The sequence below is a fragment of the Streptomyces sp. NPDC107517 genome (assembly GCF_055582645.1).
This window is the reverse complement of sequence record NZ_JBVJPM010000003.1, coordinates 56,041-78,370: the sequence shown is the minus strand read 5'-3', so window position 1 is coordinate 78,370 and position 22,330 is coordinate 56,041. Positions and strand designations below refer to the sequence as shown.

Here is a 22,330-nt window from a genome sequence, read left to right as displayed (position 1 = left end):
ACTTGATATCTCGTTACGGCTTTTCGATCATTCCGGCTTTCGATTGGGTGGACAACGATGAACAGCAGAACGCGACGGATCGCCGTGGCGGCGGTCGCCGTCGGTGCGCTCACCACCGGGCTCACCGCATGCGGCGGGGACAGCCTGGAGGGCGGCAAGAGCGACAAGGCCGGCTCGGGCTCGGCCGGCGGCGGCAAGAAGGGCGCGGTCGTCGTCGGCGCCGCCGGGTTCACCGAGTCGAAGGTGATGGCGGAGCTCTACAAGCAGGTTCTCGCCGACGCCGGATACTCCGCCTCGGTCAAGACCGTCGAGAACCGCGAGATCTACGAGCCCCAGATCGCCAAGGGCGCCATCGACGTCGTTCCCGAATACGCGGCGACGCTCGCGGAATTCCTCAATCTCAAGAAGAACGGCGCGGACGCCAAGCCCGTGGCGTCAAGTGATCTTGATGCGACGGTCAGCGCGCTGCGCGGACTCGCCGGGCCCGAGGGACTGACCGTGCTCGACGCCGGAGAGGCCGTCGACCAGAACGCCTTCGCGGTGAGCGCGGATTACGCGAAGCAGCACAGCCTCAAGACCCTTTCGGACCTCGGCAAGTCCGGCCAGAAGATCAAGATCGCGGCCGGTGACGAATGCGAGAAGCGGCCCTTCTGCGCCCCGGGTCTCGAGAAGACGTACGGCATCAAGGTCAGCGGGATCGACCCCAAGGGCGTCGGCACCACGCAGGCCAAGCAGGCCGTCAAGAACGGTGAGGACCAGCTGGTCCTGACGACCACCACGGACGCGACGCTGAAGAACTTCGGTCTGGTGCTCCTGGAGGACGACAAGAAGCTCCAGAACGCGGACAACATCGTTCCGGTCGTGAACACCAAGGACGCGGGCGACAAGGAGATAGCCGCCGTACTCGGGAAGCTGACCAAGACGCTGACGACCGACGATCTCGTCGAGCTCAACCGGAAGGTCGACGCGGAACGCCAGAAGGAGGCCGATGTGGCCAAGGAGTATCTCCAGTCGAAGGGCCTCCTGAAGAACTGAACAGCTCGCGGAGGAACTGATCGGCAAAGGGTCGAGTTCAGGGGTGAATGGAAGTGGCAGGGCAGAAGACCACGGGATTTTGGCTGCCGGGGCACCACGATTCGCCTACGCGCGGTAAGTTTCTGGCCATGCCACGTGGACGTCACCGCCATTCCCCACCCCTGCACAGGCTGCTTCCCCCCTCGGCGATCGCAGGCGTCCCGCTCGTCTGCGCGGCCGGCGCCTGGCTGACCGCGGAGCCCTTCGTGCTGCGCGGTCTGGCCGGTGCCGCCGCCTGCGCCGCCGTGGTGGGCGCGGTCGTCATGCGCCGCTGGGACCGGCTCGCGGGCAAGCGCGTCGCCGAGCTGAACCGGTCGCGGGCGAGCGACGAGTGGCGCCACGACGAGCGGGTCGCCGAACTCGAGACCGACCTCGAGGAGTCGCGCGAGCTGCGCTTCAAGATGGAGGCGAAGCTGCGTGCCAAGCGCACGGAGCTGGCGGCCCTGCGCAACGAGCACGCGGCCCTGCTGCGGCGCTACGCGACCGCGGAGACGGAGCGGGCCACCGCCCTGGAGGGCCGCAGGCAGCTCGCGATAGAGGCCTCGGCCCCGGCTCGTGCGCTGCCCGCGGCCGCCTCCCCGGCGCCCGGCGCCGAGCTGGTCCCGGCGCAGCGCGCCACGTCGGCCGGCGCACCGGGGACGTCCCCGGTGCTCTATCTGCGGGCCAACGCCGCGCTCGACCGCATGGCGCGCGCGGCGAACCCCCCGCGGGGCGAGGGCCCGAAGGCCGAGGTTCCCGAGGGCGGTGAGCCGCAGGGGAAGCCCGAGGCGGCCCGCGCACAGGAGCACCAGCACGTGGCCGCCCTGCCGTCCGGCGTCCCCGGTCACTTCACCGTCCCGGCCGCGGCGGCGGTCGTGCCGCCCGCGGCGGTGCGGCGGCCCCTGGTCGAGGGCGGATTCGACTTCTTCGGTACGAAGGGCGTGGCGCCCGCGGCCCTGGAGGCCGTGCAGAACACCGACCTCGCGGACGTCGTCGGCGAGGAGGCGCTCGCGCTCCACAAGGCGGACACGGAGGCCGAGTTCAAGCAGGCCGACGCCACGACCACGGGCGAGGGCGTCAGCCAGGTCATCGACCTGACCGCGCACGACGAGACGGAACAGATCGACGTGGCCGAGCTGCGATCGGCGATCCGGGCGTAAGTTCCGGCGGCGGGGACGTGGTTCCCGCGGCGGAGACGTCAGCGCGTACGACGTGAAGGGGGCGGGCCCCGGTGTGTCACACACCGGGGCCCGCCTCCTCGTCGTGCTGTCGCCCTCACGAAGCCATCCAGCGGTCCGGCCGTGCCACCTTCCGTCCCGTGCGTGAGCGGTCGGCCTGGGAGCGCAGGAGTTCCGCCGCCTCCCCGGCGTCCCGCAGCCGGGCCGTCACCGTCTTGTCGGCGCCCGTGTCCACGTGGACGTCGGCCACGCCCCGGAACCGTTCCCAGGGCCCTTGTGTGAGCCGGACACTCTGCACCTTCGCGTGCGGGACCAGCGCGAGCCGCCGCCGCACCAGCCCGTGCCGGGACGCGAACACGGCGTCGGTCGTCGCGAGCCCGTTGCCCCGCCACCACACGGGCATGCACCACGCCGAGCGCTTCGGCGGCCGGGTGAACGCCTCCGCACCGGGCACCGTCACCCCCGGAAGCACCCGCCGCACCACGCCCTCGGCGACCTCGCGCGGCGCGACCGGCACGAGGACGGAGTTCGACGAGCCGGCCACGGCCAGTTCCACGCGCACCCAGCCGCGCCGCCGCCACAGCAGCGGCTCCACGATCCGAACGGTCTGCACCCGTCCCGGCGGCACCGTCTCGTGGTCGCGGTCGAGGAGACCGTGGTCGATGCGCAGGCCGTCCGGCGACTCTCCCACCGTCCAGTCGTACTCCTTGATGAAGCGGCCCACGCTGTTCGTGCCGGCGCCGCCCGCGAGCGGGACGGCCACCGCGAGCACCGTCCACAGGTTGTGGGTGGCGAACCACAGCAGCGCCGGCACGACGAACGCGGCGAGCAGCATCGCCCAGGGTCCGCCGGTGAGCAGCAGCGAGACGGCGAGCATGCGGGGCGGCACGTGCAGGATCTGCTCGGCCGGAGCCTCGCCGACGTCCCGCACGCTCTCGGGCGCGAACCCGGCCGCGCGGGCGAGCAGTTCGGCGCGCAGCTCGCGAGCCTCCCGCTCGCCGAGATAGGCGAGTTCGTCCTTCTTGTCCGCGCCTATGACGTCCAGTTTGAGCTTGGCGACGCCCACGAAGCGGGCGAGCAGCGGCTGGGTGACGTCCACGGCCTGGATCCGGTCGAGCCGGATGTGGGCGGTGCGGCGGAACAACAGGCCCGTACGGATGCGCAGTTCGGTGTCCGTGACGGAGAAATGCGTGAACCACCAGGTCAGGAACCCGTAGAGAGCGGCGGCCGGGATCAGTACGGCGATGCCGATGAGGAGGGTGGTCGCGGTGAGCTGGGCGAGCCGGCGCTGCGCCTCGTTCAGGTCGTGGACCGCCCAGCCGAGGACGATCGCGACGGGCGCCCAGGCGCGGCGCAGCGGGGTGACCGGGTGCAGACGCCGCTCCGGCGCCTCGGCGGCCGCGTCCTGGTCCCATACGTCCTCGTGGACGTCCGGGGCCGTCACAGGCCCGCCGATCGGGCCTCGCCGAGTTCGGTGAGCCGGTCGCGCAGGCGCTCGGCCTCGGCGGGCGTCAGGCCGGGGATCGTGGCGTCGGTCGCCGCGGCCGCCGTGTGCAGCTGAAGGCTCGCGAGCCCGAACTTCCGCTCGAGCGGCCCGGACGTGACCTCGACGAGCTGCATGCGCCCGTACGGCACGATCGTTTCCTCACGCCACAGGACGCCCCGGCTGATCAGCAGGTCGTCGGCGCGCTCGGCGTAGCGCCACGAGCGCCAGTTGCGCCCGAGCATCGGCCAGCCCCACAGCAGCCCGGCGAGCGGCAGCAGCGCGAAGGCCGCCCACACGCCGCCGGCGAACACCCCGAGCAGCACCCCCACCACCACCGTCAGCGGCACCAGCCACAGCACGAGCAGCAGCCTGCGCACTGTCAGCAGCCCCCTGGGAAGCCCGGTCCACACCGGCTCGGGCCCGGCTCCCGCCTTCGGAGCCGCCGTCCCCTCAGTCCCCGTTTCCATGCACCCACCCTACGTACGAGACACTGTTCCCATGACGCCCACGACGGAGACGACGGTCGGCATCGGCGGCGCCGCCGAGACCACCGACATGGTGCTCAACATCGGCCCGCAGCACCCGTCCACGCACGGGGTGCTGCGCCTGCGCCTCGTCCTCGACGGCGAGCGCATCCAGCAGGCCGAGCCGGTCATCGGCTATATGCACCGCGGCGCGGAGAAGCTCTTCGAGGCCCGCGACTACCGGCAGATCGTGATGCTCGCCAACCGCCACGACTGGCTCTCCGCCTTCTCGAGCGAGCTCGGGGTCGTCCTCGCCGTCGAGCGGATGCTCGGCATGGAGGTCCCTGAGCGCGCGGTGTGGCTGCGCACCCTGCTCGCGGAGCTGAACCGGGTCCTCAACCACCTGATGTTCCTTGGTTCGTACCCGCTCGAACTGGGCGGAATCACCCCGGTGTTCTATGCCTTCCGGGAGCGCGAGGAACTCCAGAACGTCATGGAGGAGATGTCCGGCGGCCGCATGCACTACATGTTCAACCGCGTCGGCGGCCTCAAGGAGGACGTCCCGGCCGGCTGGACCACCCGCGCGCGTGAGGCGGTCGCCTCGGTCCGCTCGCGCATGGGTGTGTACGACGACCTGGTCCTCGGCAACGAGATCTTCCGTGGCCGCACGCGCGACGTGGGCGTGCTGTCCCCGGAGGCGGTGCACTCCTACGGAGTGAGCGGTCCGATCGCCCGTGCCTCCGGAGTCGACTTCGACCTGCGCCGCGACGAGCCGTACCTCGCCTACGGGGAGCTCCAGGACACCCTGAAGGTCGTCACCCGCGGCGAGGGCGACTGCCTGGCCCGCTTCGAGGTCCTCCTGGAGCAGACCCACAACGCCCTGGACCTCGCCGACGCCTGCCTGGACCGGCTCGCCGAGCTGCCGCCCGGCCCCGTCAACCAGCGCCTCCCGAAGGTGCTCAAGGCGCCCGAGGGCCACACGTACGCGTGGACCGAGAACCCGCTGGGGATCAACGGCTACTACCTGGTCAGCAAGGGCGAGAAGACGCCGTACCGGCTCAAGCTGCGGTCCGCCTCCTACAACAACATCCAGGCGCTCACCGAACTGCTGCCCGGCACGCTCGTCTCGGACATGGTGGCCATCCTCGGGTCACTGTTCTTCGTCGTCGGCGACATCGACAAGTAGCAGGTCCCGCGCCCGTAGGCCCACCGGCTGCACCAGCCACCCGAAGTCGCCGAGCCCGCCCGCGGCGGTCAGCTCGGCGGCCTCGCCGGCTCCGGACAGGGCCCGTACGTAGGCCGCCGGATCGCTGGAGGCGAGCGACAGCGGCGGACGGCCGCCGCTCACCCCGAGGGCGTGCAGGGCCGCGCGCTGCGTGAGGAGCAGGGCGCCCGGGAGCGCGCACGCGTCGAGCGCCACGTGGGCCGTGATGTCGCACGAGCCGTCCGGCACCGGCGGGGTCTCACGGCCCTCACGGAAGCCCGTCAGCGTCCCGAAGGGCGGCCGGGCGTCCCGGGAGTGCGCGTAGTCGACGGCGATCGCCACACCGCGCTCCAGCGTCCCCGCGGCCGTGGCCCAGGCGGTGTCCCTGGGGAGGCCGATCTCCGCACGGAGACCCGGTTCACCGGCGAACGGCCACCACCGGGCGAGCCACTCCGCCTCCGGCCCGTCCACCACGGGCTCCCCGAGCTCCTCGGTCCCGTCCTGCTGTACGAGGACATGGCGCGGTGCTCCAGAGGCGTCGGCCTCGACGACCTCCAGGGGGACGTTGTCGAGCCACTCGTTCGCGAAGAGGAGTCCGGTGACCCCCTTCGGGGGGTGTGCGCACCACTCGATGCGGTGGTCGAGGCCGGCGGGACGCTCCGCCCGCTCCACCGCGTACGCGCGCGTGCGGGCCGCCACCTCGGCGGGCAGCGCCTCCAGGACGCCCGTCACCAGCTCGCCGCGGCCCGCGCCCATGTCGACGAAGGCGAGCTCCGGCGGGGCCCCGAGCGCCTCGTCCACCCGGGACAGAAGCCGCGCGACGGCCCCGGCGAACAACGGCGACGCATGCACCGAAGTGCGGAAATGCCTCGCGGGTCCCTCGGCCCTGCGATAGAAGCCGCAGGGCCCGTACAGCGCCTCCTCCGTCGCCTCGCGCCACCCACGCCCCGCACTCCACAGCTCGTTCCTCACGCCGAAAGGCTAGGGCCTTTCGTTCGGATCACGCCGGGCTCGCGGGGCCGTGGAGGGTCTGTGCAGGCGTAATGGTCCGTGCAGGCGTGCCGGACCCCGCGCTCCCGGCAAGATCCGCCGGGCAGGCCCTCGGCGGAGGGGAGGGGGCGGCCTCCACCTTGGGGAGTACGCCGGTGGCACTCGGATCGAACCTCCGGTTGACCCCTGCACGCTGCACGCTTCTTTACGCTGGGTTACGTGCAGCGCCTCTACGACTTCTTCCGCCGACACCCGACGTGGGTCGACAGCTTCTGGGCCGTCGTCCTCCTCGGGGTCTCCGGCATGAGTCTGGTCTCGGGGCAGCAGGACATGCAGGGCGACGCCCGCCTCCGAGGCATCCCCGTCGTCCTGGCGCTGAGCCTGGCCGTCGCCCTGCGCAGGCGTGTTCCCGAGCGGATGCTGGTCCTCATCGCCGTCGTGGGCGTCTTCCAGCTCGTCGCGGACGTCCGCGTCCAGCCGGCCGACTTCGCCATGCTGGTGGTCATCTACACCGTGGCGGCGGACAGCCCGCGCTGGGCGTCCAGATTCGCGCTCGTCGCAGGTCTGTGCGCGGCGCCGCTCGCGCAGCTGCGCTGGCCGATGCACGACACGAGCAGCGCGGGCAACGTGCTGATCACGGTCTTCCAGACGGTGCCGTTCGCCCTCGCCTGGGTGCTCGGTGACTCCGTCCGCACGCGCCGCGCCTACCTGGCGCAGCTGGAGGAGCGCGCCGCCCGTCTGGAGACGGAGCGCGAGGCCCAGTCGAAGGTCGCGGTCGCCGCCGAGCGGGCCCGGATCGCACGCGAACTGCACGACGTCGTCGCGCACAACGTGTCGGTGATGGTCGTGCAGGCGGACGGCGCCGCGTACGTCATGGACGCCGCTCCCGAGCAGGCCAGGAAGGCCCTGGAGACGATCTCCGGGACCGGCCGGCAGGCGCTTGCCGAGATGCGGCGCCTCCTCGGAGTGCTGCGCACCGGTGAGCACCAGGAGAGCGGCGAATACGTGCCGCAGCCCGACGTCGAGCAGCTCGACGAGCTGATAGAGCAGGTGCGCACCGCGGGCCTGCCCGTCGACTTCAAGGTCGAGGGCACCCCGCGCCCGCTGCCCAGCGGTGTGGAGCTGACCGCGTACCGCATCGTGCAGGAGGCGCTCACCAACACCCGTAAGCACGGCGGCGCGAACGCGGGCGCGAGCGTGCGGCTCGTCTACTTCGACGACGGCCTCGGCCTGCTCGTCGAGGACGACGGCAAGGGCGCCCCGCACGAGCTGTACGAGGACGGGGGCGCCGACGGCCGCGGGCACGGGCTCATCGGCATGCGGGAGCGCGTCGGTATGGTCGGCGGGACGCTCGACGCGGGACCGCGCCCCGGCGGCGGATTCCGGATCAGCGCGCTGCTGCCGCTCAAGCCCGCCCACTGACGCCGCACACGTACCGAACCCGACCCCGTAGACGTACCGAAAGGGACCCCCTTCATGGCGATCCGCGTGATGCTCGTCGACGACCAGGTGCTGCTGCGCACCGGTTTCCGGATGGTGCTCGCCGCCCAGCCGGACATGGAGGTCGTCGCCGAGGCGGGCGACGGGGTCGAGGCCCTTGAGGTGCTGCGTGGCACGGCGGTCGACGTGGTCCTGATGGACGTCCGCATGCCGAAGCTGGACGGCGTGGAGACGACCCGGCGGATCTGCATGGAGGACAACCCGCCGAAGGTGCTCATCCTGACGACGTTCGACCTCGACGAGTACGCCTTCTCGGGGCTGAAGGCCGGGGCGTCGGGGTTCATGCTCAAGGACGTGCCGCCCGGCGAGCTGCTCGGCGCGATCCGGGCCGTGCACAGCGGCGACGCGGTGGTCGCGCCGTCGACGACGCGGCGGCTGCTCGACCGCTTCGCGCCGATGCTGCCCAGCTCCGGGAAGGAGCCGCAGCTCGCCGAGCTCGGCCGGCTGACCGAGCGCGAGCGCGAGGTCATGATCCTCGTCGCGCAGGGCCTGTCGAACGGCGAGATCGCCGCCCGGCTCGTCCTGTCGGAGGCGACGGTGAAGACGCACGTGGGCCGCATCCTCACCAAGCTGAACCTGCGCGACCGCGTCCAGGTCGTCGTACTCGCCTACGAGACGGGGCTCGTACGGGCCGGCGGCGGGGCAGCCTGAGGGCCCCTGTGGGTCGGGCCCGATCCGAACGAAAGGCCCTTGAGACGCTGGGGCCTCTCGTCCGGATCGCGCCGGGCTCGCGGGGCCCGGCACCGCGCCTCGCGGCGTTGTCGTCGATCGCCGGCTCTCCCGAGCTCTCGGCTTCGCTCGAAGAGGGGCCCATGACCCCGCTCCCTGGTCCGGCCTGATCCAGAGGAAAGGCCCTAGCGCAGTACGCCCTCGATGAAGTCGCTGCCCAGGCGGGCGACGGCCGTCAGATCCAGCTGGTGCTGGACGTAGCGGCCCCGGCGGCGCGTGGTGATCAGGCCGGCCTTCTTGAGCACGGTCAGGTGCCGGGATATCTCCGGCGCCGTCATCCCGTGCGCGTCGGAGAGCTCGCTCGTCGTGTACGCGCCGCGGGCGAGGTGGCGGCACAGGCGCATGCGCACGGGATGCGCGAGGGCCGTCATCCGGAGCGTGAGCTGCTCGACGGTGGCCGGTGTGGTGAGGCCGGGTGAGCCGACGGGATACGTGATCGCGGGCTGCCATCCGAAGCGGTGCAGCACCATGAGGTGCGGCCAGCCGAGACTGGTCGGCACGAGAACGAGGCCGCCGTCCTCCGTGGTCGTACGGCCCACGGTGATCTTGTCGACCGTGATCAGGTTCGCCGGCTCGTCGAGCGTGACGACGGACGACACTGCCTTCAGCGCCTCGGCCAGGCCCTTGCGCCTCAGGAGTTCGGTCTTGTGCCGCGCGTCGGCGGCCAGCTCGTGGTGGATGCGGGCCCAGATGTCCGCGAAGAACGCCTCCTCGCAGTCCTCCACGAGCCTTCGGAACCAGGCGCGCACCGCGGGCGGGTCGTCCAGGAGCCGCTGGGTGAACTGGACCTGGGGCAGGCCGCGGGTGGCGGCGAGATCCAGGGCGCGGCGGCGCATGTCCGGGTCGGCCAGCGGGTCGGCCTCGCGCAGCGCGTAGCTGTTCTGGCAGGTGAACTCCAGCGCCGCGTCCACGAACTGGCGGTCGGTCAGCTTGTCGAGGAGGTCGAGCTCCTCGGCGAGGGTGGCGCCGGGCAGGGCGGCCCGGCCCGGGATCCCGGCGAACGGCGCGAACACGTCCGAGAACGTCGTCCGCCACAGGAAGTCCGCCTCGCACAGCCGGTCCGCGAGGCCGGGGTCGAGGCGCGCGGACACCGCCGTCGTCCAGCCCTGGAGCCCCGGGTGGTGCGCGGGCTCGGCCAGCGCGTGCAGCGCCATGCCCAGCTCGGACAGGGGTGAGGGCACGACGCTGATCCGCTCCGGGGTCAGCCGGCTGATGTCGATGCTCACGCTCATGACCCCATGGTGCACGCAGGCTCTGACAACCGAGTTCTCGATTGACGTCTCCCGTCAATCGACGTGACCGGGCGGGGCCGCCGGGCGGAGTCTTCTTTACGTCGGACCGAAGCGGCAAAGAGCAATGAATGTCGAACAGAGCCAATAAAGCCCTGCAAAACAAATAAAACTCTCTGGACAGCCGCATTTCCGGTCATGACGTGACAATGAGAAGACCAGTGAGGGGTACGTCATGAGCGTCAATCAGCAGTACGCACTGGATGTCTACCGCGCCTCCCTGCACGGGGAGCCCGCGCCGCCGGCGCCGGGCCTCCACGACTGGAGCGCCGTCCGCGAGCTGCGCGACCACCGCCGTTTCCGCGCGGTCGTCGCCGGCCGCCCGGCGCACGGCCGGATCCGGGCGGCCCTGGCCCGCCTGATCCACCCGCAGCGCCGCGCGGCGGGCTGCTGACCCGCCGGCCTCTGACGGACGCGGGCAGGGCGGCGCCGCTCAGGCGTCCCCGTCGGCGGCCTCCGGGGGGATCCGTGCCACGAAGTCCGCGACGGCCGCGCGGACGTCGTCGGCGGTCCATTCCAGCCCGCGCGCGGAGACGGTGACCTCGGTGACCGAAAGGCCCGGAGGACCCTGCTTCCACCAGCGCCGGAACAGCGACGTCCGGGTCTCTTCGGCCTGCGTGACCGACGCCTCGTCGAGCCGTTCCGAGGCGTACGGCAGCCAGACCTGGAACTCGTGCGTGTGCGGTACCTCGGGGTGCACCCGCACCCACGGCACCCCGGCCTCGGCGAACCCTTCGCGCAGCGCCTGGGCGACCACGCGCGCGTGGGCCACGTAGTCGGGCACGCGCGGCAGCTCCCGGTCCAGGCCGACCAGGGCCGAGAGCGCCGCGGGGAACTGCTGGAAGAGCTGGCCGCCGTAGCGGTGCCGCCAGGTCTTCGCCTCTTCGACGAACGACCGGGGCCCGGCGAGCGCCGCTCCGCTGAGGCCGCCGAGGGTCTTGTAGAACGACACGTACACGCTGTCGGCGAGATCGGCGATCTCGGCCAGGGAGCGCCCGAAGTGGGTGGTGCACTCCCACAGGCGCGCTCCGTCGAAGTGCACGACGGCGTCCCGTTCCCTGGCCGCCTCGGTGACGGCGACCAGCTCGTCCCAGGTGGGCAGGACGTAACCGGCGTCCCGGAGCGGCAGTTCGAGCATCAGCGCGCCGAAGGGCTCGGCGAAGTCGCGCACCTCGTCGGCGTTCGGCAGCCGCGGCTCGCTCGTCGGGTGGACGGTGCGCAGGCCGCTCAGGGCGCCGAAGGCACCGCGCTCGTGCCGCTCCGGGTGTGCCATCGGGTGCAGGGCGACCGTCGGGTTGCCCGTACGGCCCGCCCAGCAGCGCAGCGCGACCTGCTGCGCCATCGTGCCGGTGGGGAAGTAGGCCGCCGCCTCCGTGCCGAGGAGCCCCGCGACGCGCTCCTCCAGGTCGGCGACGATGCCGTCGCCGTACAGGTCGCTGCTCTGGTCCGGGTCGGCGACGGACCAGGCGGCCTCCGAGAGGGCCGTCAGACGCTCACCGATGGTGGCGTCGGTGCCGTGCACGCCCAGGATCCGCTCGGCGCCCCGCAGAGCCGCGGCGCGGCGGGCCCGCGCCTTCGTCGCGTCGTCCTCTGCGGTGTTCTCCCGCTCTTCGCTCTCCGTCATGCCCCGATGATGTCGTACGCACGTGCGGTTGCCCACAGCCTGTGGACGGGCCGGAGCCCGCGGAGCAGATCGCGTTAACATGACGAGAAATCGTCCGGTACCCCGAGCGGACTGGAACGGAAGGCCGTCGTCCTGTGAACGCACCTCCTCGACCCGAACCCACCGACCCCAGGGACCGCCCCGCCCGGCTGACCGTCGGAGTGGTCGGCGCGGGCCGTGTCGGCCCCGCCCTCGCGGCCGCTCTGGCCCTCGCGGGACACCGCCCCGTCGCTGTCTCCGCAGTCTCCGAGGCGTCCGTGCGCCGGGCTGCCGGCCTGCTGCCCGACGTCCCCGTCGTGACGCCCTCCGAGGTCCTCGCGCGCGCCGAGCTCGTGCTTCTCACGGTGCCCGACGACGCGCTGCCCGGCCTCGTGGAAGGGCTCGTCGAGACCGGTTCCGTACGCCCGGGACAGCTGATCGTGCACACCTCGGGGCGCTACGGCACCAAGGTGCTCGACCCCGCACTGCGGGCCGGTGCCCTGCCGCTCGCGCTGCACCCCGCGATGACGTTCACCGGCACCCCCGTGGACGTACAGCGGCTGGCCGGCTGCTCCTTCGGCGTGACCGCGCCCGAGGAGCTTCGGCTCGCAGCGGAGGCGCTCGTCATCGAGATGGGCGGAGAGCCCGAGTGGATCCGTGAGGAGTCGCGCCCGCTCTACCACGCGGGGCTCGCCCTCGGCGCGAACCACCTGGTCACGCTGGTCGCCGAGTCCATGGAACTGCTGCGGGCCGCGGGCGTCGAGGCCCCGAATCGGATGCTCGGCCCGCTGCTCGGCGCGGCTCTCGACAACGCCCTCAGGTCCGGTGACGCCGCGCTCACCGGGCCCGTCGCGCGCGGGGACGCGGGCACGGTCGCCGCCCATGTCGCCGAGCTGCGCAAGCACGCGCCCCAGACCGTCGCCGGGTATCTGGCGATGGCCCGCGCCACCGCCGACCGTGCCCTCGCGCACGGCCTGCTCAAGCCCGAACTCGCCGAGGACCTCCTGGGGGTTCTGGCCGACGGCGCCGAGGGAGACCAGCGATGACCGCTGTGCTGCACACCGCCGATGAGCTCCGCACGCGCGCGCGTGCGGGCCGCCGCGCCGTCGTCATGACCATGGGGGCCCTGCACGACGGCCACGCCGAACTGATCCGCACGGCCCGCACGATCGCCGGCGCCGACGGCGAAGTCGTGACGACGGTCTTCGTGAACCCGCTCCAGTTCGGCGCGGGCGAGGACCTCGACCGCTATCCGCGCACCCTCGACTCCGACGTCAAGATCGCCGAACAGGCGGGCGCCGACGTCGTGTTCGCGCCCTCCGCGGACGAGGTCTACCCCGGCGGCGAGCCTCAGGTCCGCGTCACCGCGGGCCCCATGGGGCAGCGCCTCGAAGGCGCCTCGCGGCCCGGCCACTTCGACGGCATGCTCACCGTCGTCGCCAAGCTGCTCCACCTGACCGCGGCCGACGTCGCGCTGTTCGGGCAGAAGGACGCCCAGCAGCTCGCTCTGATCCGCCGCATGGTGCGGGACCTGAACTTCGCCGTGGAGATCGTCGGCGTGCCCACCGTGCGCGAGCCCGACGGTCTGGCCCTCTCCAGCCGCAACCGCTACCTCTCCGCCGACGAGCGGCGCACCGCGCTCGTCCTCTCCCAGGCGCTCTTCGCCGGCCGCGACCGGCACGCCGCCCAGGAGGCCCTGCGCGCGCGGGCCCACGAAGCGCCCTCCACGCACGCGCGTGCCGACGCCCTGAACGCGATAGGCGAGGCCCGTGCCGCCGCCGACGCGCACGCCGTCGCGAAGGCCTCGCCCGGCGGTCCCGAAGCCGTCCGCGCCGCGGCCCGCCAGGTCCTCGACGAGGCCGCCCGCGTCCGGCCGCCGCTCAGGCTGGACTACCTCGCTCTCGTCGACCCGGCCGACTTCACGGACGTGAAGCGCGGCCACATCGGAGAGGCCGTGCTCGCCGTCGCCGCCAGGGTCGGCTCGACGCGGCTGATCGACAACATCCCCCTGACCTTCGGAGCTCCCGTATGAGTGCCACAGGGACCACAGTCACCGGCACGGCGACCGGCATACGCCTGCACGCGCCCGCGCCCGGCTGGTCCGTCTCCGCCGACGTCGTGGTCGTCGGCTCCGGTGTCGCCGGTCTCACCGCGGCCCTGCGCTGCCAGGCGGCCGGACTGCGGACCGTCGTCGTCACCAAGGCCCGCCTCGACGACGGCTCCACGCGCTGGGCGCAGGGCGGCGTCGCCGCGGCGCTCGGCGAGGGCGACACCCCCGAGCAGCATCTCGACGACACGCTCGTCGCGGGAGCGGGCCTGTGCGACGAGGAGGCGGTCCGCACCCTCGTCACGGAGGGCCCCGACGCCGTGCGCCGCCTCATCGAGACCGGCGCGCACTTCGACGAGTCGGCCGACGGCGACCTCGCGCTCACCCGCGAGGGCGGCCACCACCGCCGCCGCATCGCGCACGCGGGCGGCGACGCCACCGGCGCCGAGATCTCCCGCGCCCTCGTCGAGGCGGTACGCGCGCGGGGCATCAGGACCGTCGAGAACGCCCTGGTCCTCGACCTCCTCACGGACGCCGACGGCCGCACGGCGGGCGTCTCCCTGCATGTCATGGGGGAGGGCCAGCACGACGGCGTCGGTGCGGCGCTCGCCCCCGCCGTGGTCCTCGCGACCGGCGGCATGGGCCAGGTCTTCTCGGCCACCACCAACCCGCACGTCTCCACCGGCGACGGGGTCGCGCTCGCCCTGCGCGCGGGCGCAGAGGTGTCCGACCTCGAATTCGTGCAGTTCCACCCGACGGTGCTCTTCCTCGGCGCGGACGCGGAGGGCCAGCAGCCCCTGGTCTCCGAGGCCGTACGCGGCGAGGGCGCCCACCTCGTCGACGCCGACGGGGTGCGCTTCATGCTCGGCCGGCACGAACTGGCCGAGCTCGCGCCCCGCGACATCGTCGCCAAGGGCATCATGCGCCGCATGCAGGAGCGGGGCACCGAGCACATGTACCTGGACGCCCGGCACTTCGGCGCCGAGATGTGGGAGAACCGGTTCCCCACGATCCTCGCCGCCTGCCGCGCCCACGGCATCGACCCGGTCACCGAGCCCATCCCCGTGGCACCCGCCGCCCACTACGCCTCCGGAGGCGTCCGCACGGACCGCCAGGGCCGCACGACGGTCCCCGGCCTGTACGCGTGCGGAGAGGTCGCCTGCACCGGCGTCCACGGCGCGAACCGGCTCGCCTCCAACTCCCTCCTGGAGGGCCTGGTCTACGCCGAGCGCATCGCGGACGACATCGCCGCGAGCCACCGGGAGAACGGCCTCCACGCGCGCGTGCCGGCCCCCGTACCGCACCCGGAGATCCCGACCCACCCCCTGATGCCGGCCGAGGCACGGTTCGCCATCCAGCGCGTGATGACGCGGGGCGCGGGCGTACTGCGCTCCGCCGACTCCCTCGCCGAGGCCGCCGCGGGACTCGGCCGCATCCACGCCGAGGCGGCGGGCGCCCTCGCGGAGAACGGCAAGACCGCGGAGCCCGGCGTCGACACCTGGGAGGCCACCAACCTCCTGTGCGTCGCCCGCGTCCTCGTCGCCGCGGCCCGCCGCCGCGAGGAGACCCGCGGCTGCCACTGGCGCGAGGACCACGCCGACCGTGACGACGCGCAATGGCGCCGCCACATCGTCGTACGGCTGAATCCCGACCGGACGCTGGCCGCGCACACCACGCCCACCGCAGAATTCCCCCCGACCCGCCCCGAGCGCCGTACACACCAGCAGGAGCAGTGAGAGACGTGAGCACCCCCGACCTCCCCCTCGCCGAGAGCGGCGGCTGCGGCGACGGCTGCGGCTGCGGCGGAGCCGACGCCGACATGATGGAGTGCGGCCTCGACCCCGCCCTCGCCCAGCTCCTGGCCGACGCGGGGCTCGACCCCGTGGAGGTCGAGGACATCGCGCACATGGCCATCGCCGAGGACCTGGACGGCGGCGTGGACGTCACCACGGTCGCCACCATCCCCGAGGACGCCGTCGCCACCGCCGACTTCACCGCCCGTGAGGACGGCGTCGTGGCGGGCCTGCGCGTCGCCGAGGCCGTGCTCTCCGTGGTCTGCACCGACGAGTTCGAGGTCGAGCGGCACGTGGAGGACGGCGACCGGATCACCGCCGGGCAGAAGCTCCTCAGCGTCACCACCCGCACCCGCGACCTGCTGACCGCCGAGCGCAGCGCCCTCAACATCCTGTGCCGCCTGTCCGGCATCGCGACCGCCACGCGCGCGTGGGCGGACGCGCTGGAGGGGACTGCGGCGAAGGTCCGCGACACCCGCAAGACGACGCCCGGCCTGCGCTCCCTGGAGAAGTTCGCCGTCCGCATGGGTAGCGGCGTCAACCACCGCATGTCGCTCTCGGACGCGGCCCTGGTCAAGGACAACCACGTGGTCGCCGCCGGCGGCGTCGCACAAGCCTTCAAGGCCGTACGGGAGTCCTTCCCGGGCCTCGCCGTGGAGGTCGAGGTCGACACCCTGGACCAGCTGCGCGAGGTCGTGGAGGCGGGCGCCGACCTGATCCTCCTGGACAACTTCACGCCGGCCGAGACCCAGGAGGCCGTCGAGGCCGTCGCCGGCCGCGCCCTCCTGGAGTCCTCGGGCCGGCTGACCCTGGCGAACGCGCGCGAGTACGCCGCGACGGGCGTCGACTTCCTCGCGGTGGGCGCGCTGACCCACTCGTCGCCGATCCTGGACATCGGCCTCGACCTGCGCGCGGCGGAGTAGTCGCCATGCTGCTCACCATCGACGTAGGCAACACGCACACCGTCCTCGGACTGTTCGACGGGGAGGAGATCGTCGAGCACTGGCGCATCTCCACCGACGCCCGCCGCACCGCCGACGAACTCGCCGTGCTCCTCCAGGGCCTGATGGGCATGCACCCGCTGCTCGGCGACGAGCTCGGCGACGGCATCGACGGCATCGCCATCTGCTCGACCGTCCCCTCGGTCCTGCACGAACTGCGCGAGGTCACCCGCCGCTACTACGGCGACGTCCCCGCCGTCCTGGTCGAACCCGGCATCAAGACCGGCGTCCCGATCCTCATGGACAACCCCAAGGAGGTCGGCGCCGACCGCATCATCAACGCGGTGGCGGCGGTCGAGCTCTACGGGGGGCCCGCCATCGTCGTCGACTTCGGCACGGCGACCACGTTCGACGCGGTCTCCGCGCGCGGGGAGTACGCCGGCGGCGTCATCGCCCCCGGTATCGAGATCTCCGTGGAGGCGCTGGGCGTCAGGGGCGCCCAGCTCCGCAAGATCGAGATCGCCCGTCCGCGCAGCGTCATCGGCAAGAACACGGTCGAGGCCATGCAGTCCGGCATCCTGTACGGCTTCGCGGGCCAGGTCGACGGCGTCGTGACCCGCATGGCGCGCGAACTGGCCGACGACCCGGACGACGTGACCGTCATCGCCACCGGGGGCCTTGCGCCCATGGTGCTCGGTGAGGCCGCGGTGATCGACGAGCACGAGCCGTGGCTCACCCTGATCGGCCTGCGCCTGGTCTACGAGCGGAACGTCTCCCGCTCCTGACGCCGTTTTCGGTGACGCGCCCTTTCGGCTGCGCCCCAACTGCCCCTTCGCGCACGGACTTTCGACAAGGCGTGCGCGAAGGGCGCAACCGTTCGTACGCTTCGCTCGTCTCCGCAGAGACGGGGCGCGAGTCGGCATGCGATGGACGTGGGGCGAAATGTGGCGTAAGGGCAGACAGCTGGCGGCTGCTACGGCGGCGATCGCGCTGACCGGGGTCGGTCTCACCGGTGCCACGGCCTGGGCCGCGGACCCCACGCCTCCCACGCAGTCCTACGCCGTCATCACGGCGCCGGAACAGATAGCCGTCCCGGCGTCGGGTACGTCCGTCGCCCCCGGGGTGGTCTACGGCTTCGCCGACGACGGCGTGGACGGACTCCCGCTGCCGGAGAACGCCAAGCTGGTGATCGACGCGAGCGGCCTCGCGGGCATCGCCACGATCAAGGCCAAGAACAGCCAGTGCACGGCGGCCGGCGCCGTCGTCACGTGCCTGGACAACGGCAATCTGCACGGCCCGTTCGAGCCCTTCACGCTCAGCGCGGTCGCCGGCACGAAGCCCGGCGACACCGGAACGCTGCGCTACGAGGTCACCGCGGACAAGGCCACACCCGACACCGAGACCTCCGAGGTCGTCATCGGCTCCCCGGAGATCCAGGTCGCCGCACTGCCCGCCAGGTCCGGCCTGAAGCCCGGCCAGTCCGTCGGCTACCCCGTGGTCCTGCGCAACACCGGCGACCTGCCCACCGAACAGATCACCGTCCGCCTCACCGGCAGCCCGGGCGTCACGTTCGCGGGGAAGCACACCAACTGTCTCTACCTGCCGGGCGACTTCGGCAGGGACGGCGCCGACGTGACCTGCGTGTTCAAGACGGCGATCGCCCCGGGTGACACGGTTGGATTCTCCGACCCGCTCGAAGGGGCCCTCGGCAAGGACGCCTTCCACACCTGGACCGACATCACCGCCGAGGCCCTCCCGGCCTCCTCCGACACGGACACCGGCGGCACCCCCGGCAAGGGCGCAGCGCTCACCCTGACCCCCGCCACGGGCAAGGACTTCGCCGACAGCCAGCGGGTGACGTACGCCGCCGACAACGCCGCGGACTTCCTCGCGGTCGGCGCCGTCCTCGTCCCCGGCAAGAAGGGCTCCACCCACCCGCTCGCCTTCGGCCTGCGCAACGCGGGCCCCGCCGTGGTCGCCCACCCCGACAGCAAGCCCGTGGCGTACGCCGAGGTGACGCTCCCCAAGGGCGTCGTCGCCAAGAGCGTGCGCGTCGACGAGGAGCCCGACGACCAGGCGAGCGGCGACTGCTACACGTACACCGACGGCAAGACCTCGCCCTTCGAGCCGGGCCACCGCCGCTACCTCTGCCCGGACACCGTCTCCGAGGAGAGCGGCGACGGCCAGATGTACCGCTTCCAGGTCGTTTACGAGAAGGACCTCGTCGCCGGCGCGGCCCGCGGCACGGTCACCGTGCGCCCCGGCGACGGGATCGTCCTGAACGACCCGGACCAGTCCAACGACGAGGCGGCGATCACCGTCGGTGAGGAGTCTCCCTCCCCGTCTCCGTCCCCGTCGGCCTCGGGCGGCACCGCGACCCCCTCGCCCTCCGCTTCCGCCACGGTCTCCGTGACGTCGGGCGGCTCGGGGACCTCGGGCACGTCCGGGTCCATGGCGGCGACGGGTGCCGGGTTCCTGCCGTGGCTGGCGGCGGCCGCCGCCGCGGCGCTCGGCGTGGGCGCGATCGTGTTCGCCATGTCACGGCGCCGGGCCGAGTGACCTGGGTGCCCAGGGGCGACTGAACGCGCCCGAAGCCACGCCGCAAATTGGCCGTTAAGCGGATTTTGTCCGTTGTGCCGCGTATCGTCGGCCCATGCCCACGCCCTACGGAAACCGCGGCGGCATGGCGTTCGGCGCTGAAGAGCTGCGTGTGCTCCGACGCGCCCTCGCCCTTGCCCTTCACCCGAGTCCCGCCTCCGCCGAGGACATCCAGGACTGCCTCCGGCTCGCCGAGTCGGTCGACGAGGCGGCCGACGAAGGCGCCCGTGTCCGCGCCTTCCTGCTGGCCGACCTCGCCCGCTACCGGGCCGCCCTGCCCGGCGCCACCACCGGCTACCTGGAGCTGCTCGACGAGTCGCTCGCGGCGGGCTACCAGCCCGGCGCCGACGACCTCGCCGCCCTGCGCGCCCTGCGCGGCAACCCCTCCGCCGCCACTCTCCTCGAACGCTGCCGCACGCTCGCCGAGCGCGACGTGCGGGCCAGGCTCGAGGGCCGGGCGCCCGTGCGCGGGGAGGTGCGCGTCGTGCAGTCCCGCGTACCGGCCTCCCGCACCCGGCTGCTCGCCCTGCCCGGGGGTCTCGCCGCCGCCGGGAAGCCGGCGTCCGCCCCCAGGCCCCCGGCGAACCCCCCGGCCCCGCCGCGTCCCATGCCCACTCCGGCCGAGGTCTTCCCGCCCAAGCGCCGCCCCGCGCCTCCCGCTGCCCCGCCGCAGGAGCTCGCCGTCGGATAGCTACTCTGGGGGCATGGACTACGTCTCCGCGCTCGTGCCCCCCGTAGTGATGGCCGTCTTCTTCATCGGTCTCATCGTGACGATCGTGAAGTCCCAGGGCGGCGACAGGAAGGCCAAGGAGGACGCGGCCGTCGACGCGGCGATCGCCCGCGCCGAGGCGGCCCGCCAGGCCGGCCCGCAGCCGAGCGACATCTGAGAAGGGCGCCCCACCGGGCGCCCTTTTTGCCGTTATTAGGCGCCGTTTGCCACGTCCGGTGCCCTATTGCCGACTTCTGCCACTAGTGTGCTGCTCGTGCCGCGCCCATTGGGAGAACTCGAAGACGCAGTCATGACGCGTGTGTGGAAGTGGAACCGCCCCGTGACGGTTCGCGAAGTCCTGGAAGACCTCCAGCAGGACCGGTCCATCGCCTACACCACGGTCATGACCGTTTTGGACAATCTCCACCAGAAGGGCTGGGTGCGCCGCGAAGCGGAAGGCCGGGCCTATCGATATGAGGCCGTCTCCACTCGCGCCGCCTACTCCGCCGCGCTGATGAACGACGCATGGTCCCAGAGTGACAACCCGGCGGCGGCTCTCGTCGCCTTCTTCGGCATGATGTCGCCGGAACAACGCCAGGCACTGAGCGATGCCGTGCGCATGGTGCAGGGACCTCAGGCGCAGACCCTCACGACTCAAGAGCCCGAAGCATCTCAAGGCCCCGAAGACACCGAAGGGCCCGAAGCATCTGAAGGGCCGGAGGGGCCTCAAGGACCCGAAGGCACTGAAGGCGCTGAAGGACCCGAGGAACCGGACCCGGACGCCGGGCGATAGCGTCCGCTCATGCCAGCACAGCTCCCCGAAGTCACCGCAAAAGCAGTCACCGTGCGCAGGGCGAGGACGGCCGATGTGCCGTCCGTGCGCCGACTCCTCGACGCGTACAGCCGCGAGGGGATCCTGCTCGACAAAGCCACCGTGACGCTTTACGAGGACATCCAGGAGTTCTGGGTCGCGGAACGGGACGACAACGCGGAGGTCGTCGGCTGCGGCGCCCTGCATGTCATGTGGGAAGACCTCGCGGAAGTCCGCACCCTCGCCGTGAATCCGGTGGTCAGGGGCGCGGGCGTCGGTCATCAGCTGCTCCAGAAGTTGCTTCAGACCGCGCGCTGGATCGGTGTTCGCCGGGTTTTCTGTCTCACCTTCGAAGTGGAGTTCTTCGCGAACCATGGCTTCGTGGAGATCGGAGAGGCACCCGTCGATACCATCGACACCGATGTCTACAGCGAGCTCTTGCGTTCCTATGACGAGGGTGTCGCGGAGTTCCTCGGTCTCGAACGAGTGAAACCGAACACCTTGGGCAACAGTCGGATGCTTCTGCATCTGTGATCGCCCCCCTCGGTATTACTGAGCAGCTGCCTGCCCAGGTGCCCTATGTCCGAAACGCGCATCTTTCCGGGCTTCTCGGGGCGCTTGATCTCTCCTGGATCTCTCCCAGGGGTTTGTGTTTTTCCAGCAAAAGCGGTTTGCTTTCCGACGTACTGCGTACTGCATATAACAAGGGGACGGCGAATCAACGGCCGAGGTCGTGGAGTCCTGGCCCTTCGGATATCGATGAAAGGAAATCCGGTGGCACAGAAGGTTCAGGTCCTTCTTGTCGACGACCTCGACGGTGGCGAGGCGGACGAGACCGTGACGTTCGCGTTGGACGGCAAGACTTACGAGATCGACCTCACCACCGCCAACGCGGACAAGCTCCGCGGACTTCTTGAGCCGTATCTCAAGGGTGGCCGTCGCACCGGAGGCCGTTCCGCCGGCGGACGCGGCAAGGCGCGCGCCGCGGTGGCCGGCGGCAGCCAGGACACGGCGCAGATCCGTGCCTGGGCCAAGGAGAACGGTTACGAGGTCAACGACCGCGGTCGTGTCCCCGCGTCCATCCGTGAGGCCTACGAGAAGGCCAACGGCTGAGCGCAGGCACGTCGCAGCCGGATCCGGTGGCACTGAGTCGCCGCCGTTTCCACCAGTCGTACGAGACCGGGGGCGCCCCCACCGCCCCCTACGGCCGAAAGCGCCGTCAGGGCCGGAAGCGTCGGCTCGACGTCGCATCCGGGCTCGGGGGGCCGCACCCAGACCGCGGCCTCCTGCGGGTCCGGCAGTCCTGGGGGTGCGGGCGCGTCGATCCGCCCGCCCGCACCGGCCACGGTGAGATCGAGGGGCAGTGCCCCCCACTCCAGCCAGTCGAGCAGCCCCGGCAGCTCCTCCGCGCTGCCCGCGGCGACCAGCAGGCGCATCGTCTCCCCTTGCAGGGCCACCGGCCCCCCGGGATCCAGTCGCCGCAGCACGGCGCGTCCCGCCTCCGCGGGCAACTCCAGTACGTCGAAGCGCAGCCCCGTCACCAGCTGAAGGCCCTCGGGGCCCGGCGCGGTGGCCCAGCCGAGCGCGTTCTCGTACCACTCCCGCACCGGGTCGCCCGCGTCGAGCGGTCGACGGGGCAGGGGCACGGTGGGCACGATGGAGACCATGACCGGAGCAACCGCCGGGAACGCCCGCGAGTTACGCAGCGTTGTCAGATGGGTGCGGAGAGTTCCTCTGACGGGGGCGTGCGGTGGCGTTCGGCGGCGCAAGGGTGTTCGCCCGTAGCGGAGGGAGCCGGGGCGCGCCGCATGGACTGTCACTGCTAGCGGGTAAGACATCCCTAGTGAGGAGGGGCGACACGTGGGTTCAGGTCGCCTTGCGTTCGCCATCGGCGTA

The 22,330-nt window shown here is 72.0% G+C and carries 23 protein-coding genes; 17 read left to right on the top strand and 6 right to left on the bottom strand.

Annotated elements, in window-relative coordinates; translation table 11 throughout:
* Window positions 1–57 precede the first annotated feature (57 nt).
* Both ACZ67T_RS08100 and ACZ67T_RS08095 read left to right on the top strand, forming a co-directional pair.
* Complete coding sequence (locus ACZ67T_RS08100) at window positions 58–1,035, top strand: ABC transporter substrate-binding protein (protein WP_469982403.1); 978 nt, start codon at window positions 58–60, stop codon at window positions 1,033–1,035.
* 128 nt (window positions 1,036–1,163) lie between these two features.
* Window positions 1,164–2,213, top strand: coding sequence for a hypothetical protein (locus ACZ67T_RS08095; protein ID WP_469982402.1), 1,050 nt, complete (start codon window positions 1,164–1,166; stop codon window positions 2,211–2,213).
* 115 nt (window positions 2,214–2,328) lie between these two features.
* Here ACZ67T_RS08095 and ACZ67T_RS08090 read toward each other — a convergent pair whose 3' ends face one another.
* Together ACZ67T_RS08090 and ACZ67T_RS08085 are read right to left on the bottom strand one after the other, a co-directional pair.
* Window positions 2,329–3,675 carry a PH domain-containing protein gene (locus ACZ67T_RS08090; RefSeq protein ID WP_469982400.1) on the bottom strand — a complete coding sequence of 449 codons (1,347 nt, stop codon included), beginning with the start codon at window positions 3,673–3,675 and terminating at the stop codon, window positions 2,329–2,331.
* On the bottom strand, window positions 3,672–4,184 hold the full coding sequence (locus ACZ67T_RS08085; RefSeq protein ID WP_469982398.1) for a PH domain-containing protein: 513 nt from the start codon (window positions 4,182–4,184) through the stop codon (window positions 3,672–3,674). The genes ACZ67T_RS08090 and ACZ67T_RS08085 overlap by 4 nt, the downstream gene beginning before the upstream one ends.
* A 31-nt stretch (window positions 4,185–4,215) precedes the next feature.
* Between ACZ67T_RS08085 and ACZ67T_RS08080 the strand changes: the two genes are divergently transcribed.
* The gene (locus ACZ67T_RS08080; protein WP_469982397.1) at window positions 4,216–5,367 is read left to right on the top strand and encodes an NADH-quinone oxidoreductase subunit D; all 1,152 of its coding nucleotides are present in this window, start codon (window positions 4,216–4,218) and stop codon (window positions 5,365–5,367) included.
* Here the strand turns inward: ACZ67T_RS08080 and ACZ67T_RS08075 are convergent.
* Window positions 5,332–6,357 (bottom strand): SAM-dependent methyltransferase, encoded by a 1,026-nt coding sequence (locus ACZ67T_RS08075; protein WP_469982396.1) that lies wholly within the window; start codon window positions 6,355–6,357, stop codon window positions 5,332–5,334. The two genes, ACZ67T_RS08080 and ACZ67T_RS08075, sit on opposite strands and share 36 nt — an antisense overlap.
* Before the next feature lie 237 nt (window positions 6,358–6,594).
* On the opposite strand from ACZ67T_RS08075, the gene ACZ67T_RS08070 reads away from it, so the two are divergent.
* Both ACZ67T_RS08070 and ACZ67T_RS08065 read left to right on the top strand, forming a co-directional pair.
* Window positions 6,595–7,797, top strand: a complete 1,203-nt coding sequence (locus tag ACZ67T_RS08070) for a sensor histidine kinase (protein WP_469982394.1) — start codon at window positions 6,595–6,597, stop codon at window positions 7,795–7,797.
* Between the two features lie 54 nt (window positions 7,798–7,851).
* Entirely contained in the window at window positions 7,852–8,526 is a 675-nt protein-coding gene (locus ACZ67T_RS08065; protein ID WP_453778683.1) for a response regulator, read from the top strand.
* A gap of 203 nt (window positions 8,527–8,729) precedes the next feature.
* Here the strand turns inward: ACZ67T_RS08065 and ACZ67T_RS08060 are convergent, their stop codons facing one another.
* Window positions 8,730–9,836, bottom strand: coding sequence for a DUF5937 family protein (locus tag ACZ67T_RS08060; RefSeq protein WP_469982392.1), 1,107 nt, complete (start codon window positions 9,834–9,836; stop codon window positions 8,730–8,732).
* A 232-nt stretch (window positions 9,837–10,068) separates the two neighbouring features.
* Between ACZ67T_RS08060 and ACZ67T_RS08055 the strand changes: the two genes are divergently transcribed.
* Entirely contained in the window at window positions 10,069–10,287 is a 219-nt protein-coding gene (locus ACZ67T_RS08055; protein ID WP_469982390.1) for a hypothetical protein, read from the top strand.
* Between the two features lie 39 nt (window positions 10,288–10,326).
* Here the strand turns inward: ACZ67T_RS08055 and ACZ67T_RS08050 are convergent, their stop codons facing one another.
* Complete coding sequence (locus tag ACZ67T_RS08050) at window positions 10,327–11,517, bottom strand: threonine aldolase family protein (RefSeq protein ID WP_469982389.1); 1,191 nt, start codon at window positions 11,515–11,517, stop codon at window positions 10,327–10,329.
* A gap of 134 nt (window positions 11,518–11,651) precedes the next feature.
* Here ACZ67T_RS08050 and ACZ67T_RS08045 point away from each other — a divergent pair, with 134 nt between their 5' ends.
* From ACZ67T_RS08045 to ACZ67T_RS07995, 11 genes are all read left to right on the top strand, one after another.
* On the top strand, window positions 11,652–12,581 hold the full coding sequence (locus ACZ67T_RS08045) for a Rossmann-like and DUF2520 domain-containing protein (protein WP_469982387.1): 930 nt from the start codon (window positions 11,652–11,654) through the stop codon (window positions 12,579–12,581).
* On the top strand, window positions 12,578–13,567 hold the full coding sequence (gene panC, locus ACZ67T_RS08040) for a pantoate--beta-alanine ligase (RefSeq protein WP_469982386.1): 990 nt from the start codon (window positions 12,578–12,580) through the stop codon (window positions 13,565–13,567). Before ACZ67T_RS08045 ends, panC begins: the two co-directional genes overlap by 4 nt.
* A complete protein-coding gene (locus ACZ67T_RS08035; RefSeq protein ID WP_469982384.1) occupies window positions 13,564–15,318 on the top strand; it encodes an L-aspartate oxidase in 1,755 nt (584 codons plus the stop codon). The genes panC and ACZ67T_RS08035 overlap by 4 nt, the downstream gene beginning before the upstream one ends.
* A 5-nt stretch (window positions 15,319–15,323) precedes the next feature.
* A complete protein-coding gene (gene nadC / locus ACZ67T_RS08030) occupies window positions 15,324–16,298 on the top strand; it encodes a carboxylating nicotinate-nucleotide diphosphorylase (RefSeq protein WP_469982383.1) in 975 nt (324 codons plus the stop codon).
* A 5-nt stretch (window positions 16,299–16,303) separates the two neighbouring features.
* The gene (locus ACZ67T_RS08025; protein ID WP_100597731.1) at window positions 16,304–17,101 is read left to right on the top strand and encodes a type III pantothenate kinase; all 798 of its coding nucleotides are present in this window, start codon (window positions 16,304–16,306) and stop codon (window positions 17,099–17,101) included.
* 157 nt (window positions 17,102–17,258) lie between these two features.
* Complete coding sequence (locus tag ACZ67T_RS08020) at window positions 17,259–18,875, top strand: hypothetical protein (RefSeq protein WP_469982381.1); 1,617 nt, start codon at window positions 17,259–17,261, stop codon at window positions 18,873–18,875.
* A gap of 94 nt (window positions 18,876–18,969) precedes the next feature.
* Window positions 18,970–19,605, top strand: a complete 636-nt coding sequence (locus ACZ67T_RS08015) for a hypothetical protein (RefSeq protein WP_469982379.1) — start codon at window positions 18,970–18,972, stop codon at window positions 19,603–19,605.
* Window positions 19,606–19,618: 13 nt separating this feature from the next.
* Complete coding sequence (locus ACZ67T_RS08010; RefSeq protein WP_469982377.1) at window positions 19,619–19,801, top strand: hypothetical protein; 183 nt, start codon at window positions 19,619–19,621, stop codon at window positions 19,799–19,801.
* Between the two features lie 96 nt (window positions 19,802–19,897).
* A complete protein-coding gene (locus tag ACZ67T_RS08005) occupies window positions 19,898–20,416 on the top strand; it encodes a BlaI/MecI/CopY family transcriptional regulator (protein WP_469983070.1) in 519 nt (172 codons plus the stop codon).
* A 9-nt stretch (window positions 20,417–20,425) separates the two neighbouring features.
* On the top strand, window positions 20,426–20,968 hold the full coding sequence (locus tag ACZ67T_RS08000) for an amino-acid N-acetyltransferase (RefSeq protein ID WP_326711808.1): 543 nt from the start codon (window positions 20,426–20,428) through the stop codon (window positions 20,966–20,968).
* 240 nt (window positions 20,969–21,208) lie between these two features.
* Window positions 21,209–21,547 (top strand): histone-like nucleoid-structuring protein Lsr2, encoded by a 339-nt coding sequence (locus tag ACZ67T_RS07995; protein ID WP_100597736.1) that lies wholly within the window; start codon window positions 21,209–21,211, stop codon window positions 21,545–21,547.
* Here the strand turns inward: ACZ67T_RS07995 and ACZ67T_RS07990 are convergent.
* Window positions 21,526–22,101, bottom strand: a complete 576-nt coding sequence (locus ACZ67T_RS07990) for an SCO3374 family protein (RefSeq protein ID WP_469982375.1) — start codon at window positions 22,099–22,101, stop codon at window positions 21,526–21,528. The two genes, ACZ67T_RS07995 and ACZ67T_RS07990, sit on opposite strands and share 22 nt — an antisense overlap.
* Window positions 22,102–22,330: the final 229 nt, after the last annotated feature.

Excerpts from the sequence above, each read along its gene's own strand:
- ACZ67T_RS08100 (WP_469982403.1), top strand. The coding sequence starts at position 58 with ATGAACAGCAGAACGCGACGGATCGCCGTGGCGGCGGTCGCCGTCGGT.
- ACZ67T_RS08095 (WP_469982402.1), top strand. The coding sequence starts at position 1,164 with ATGCCACGTGGACGTCACCGCCATTCCCCACCCCTGCACAGGCTGCTT.
- ACZ67T_RS08085 (WP_469982398.1), bottom strand. The coding sequence starts at position 4,184 with ATGGAAACGGGGACTGAGGGGACGGCGGCTCCGAAGGCGGGAGCCGGG.
- ACZ67T_RS08080 (WP_469982397.1), top strand. The coding sequence starts at position 4,216 with ATGACGCCCACGACGGAGACGACGGTCGGCATCGGCGGCGCCGCCGAG.
- ACZ67T_RS08065 (WP_453778683.1), top strand. The coding sequence starts at position 7,852 with ATGGCGATCCGCGTGATGCTCGTCGACGACCAGGTGCTGCTGCGCACC.
- ACZ67T_RS08060 (WP_469982392.1), bottom strand. The coding sequence starts at position 9,836 with ATGAGCGTGAGCATCGACATCAGCCGGCTGACCCCGGAGCGGATCAGC.
- ACZ67T_RS08055 (WP_469982390.1), top strand. The coding sequence starts at position 10,069 with ATGAGCGTCAATCAGCAGTACGCACTGGATGTCTACCGCGCCTCCCTG.
- ACZ67T_RS08050 (WP_469982389.1), bottom strand. The coding sequence starts at position 11,517 with ATGACGGAGAGCGAAGAGCGGGAGAACACCGCAGAGGACGACGCGACG.
- panC (WP_469982386.1), top strand. The coding sequence starts at position 12,578 with ATGACCGCTGTGCTGCACACCGCCGATGAGCTCCGCACGCGCGCGCGT.
- ACZ67T_RS08035 (WP_469982384.1), top strand. The coding sequence starts at position 13,564 with ATGAGTGCCACAGGGACCACAGTCACCGGCACGGCGACCGGCATACGC.
- ACZ67T_RS08025 (WP_100597731.1), top strand. The coding sequence starts at position 16,304 with ATGCTGCTCACCATCGACGTAGGCAACACGCACACCGTCCTCGGACTG.
- ACZ67T_RS08020 (WP_469982381.1), top strand. The coding sequence starts at position 17,259 with ATGTGGCGTAAGGGCAGACAGCTGGCGGCTGCTACGGCGGCGATCGCG.
- ACZ67T_RS08015 (WP_469982379.1), top strand. The coding sequence starts at position 18,970 with ATGCCCACGCCCTACGGAAACCGCGGCGGCATGGCGTTCGGCGCTGAA.
- ACZ67T_RS08010 (WP_469982377.1), top strand. The coding sequence starts at position 19,619 with ATGGACTACGTCTCCGCGCTCGTGCCCCCCGTAGTGATGGCCGTCTTC.
- ACZ67T_RS08000 (WP_326711808.1), top strand. The coding sequence starts at position 20,426 with ATGCCAGCACAGCTCCCCGAAGTCACCGCAAAAGCAGTCACCGTGCGC.
- ACZ67T_RS07990 (WP_469982375.1), bottom strand. The coding sequence starts at position 22,101 with ATGGTCTCCATCGTGCCCACCGTGCCCCTGCCCCGTCGACCGCTCGAC.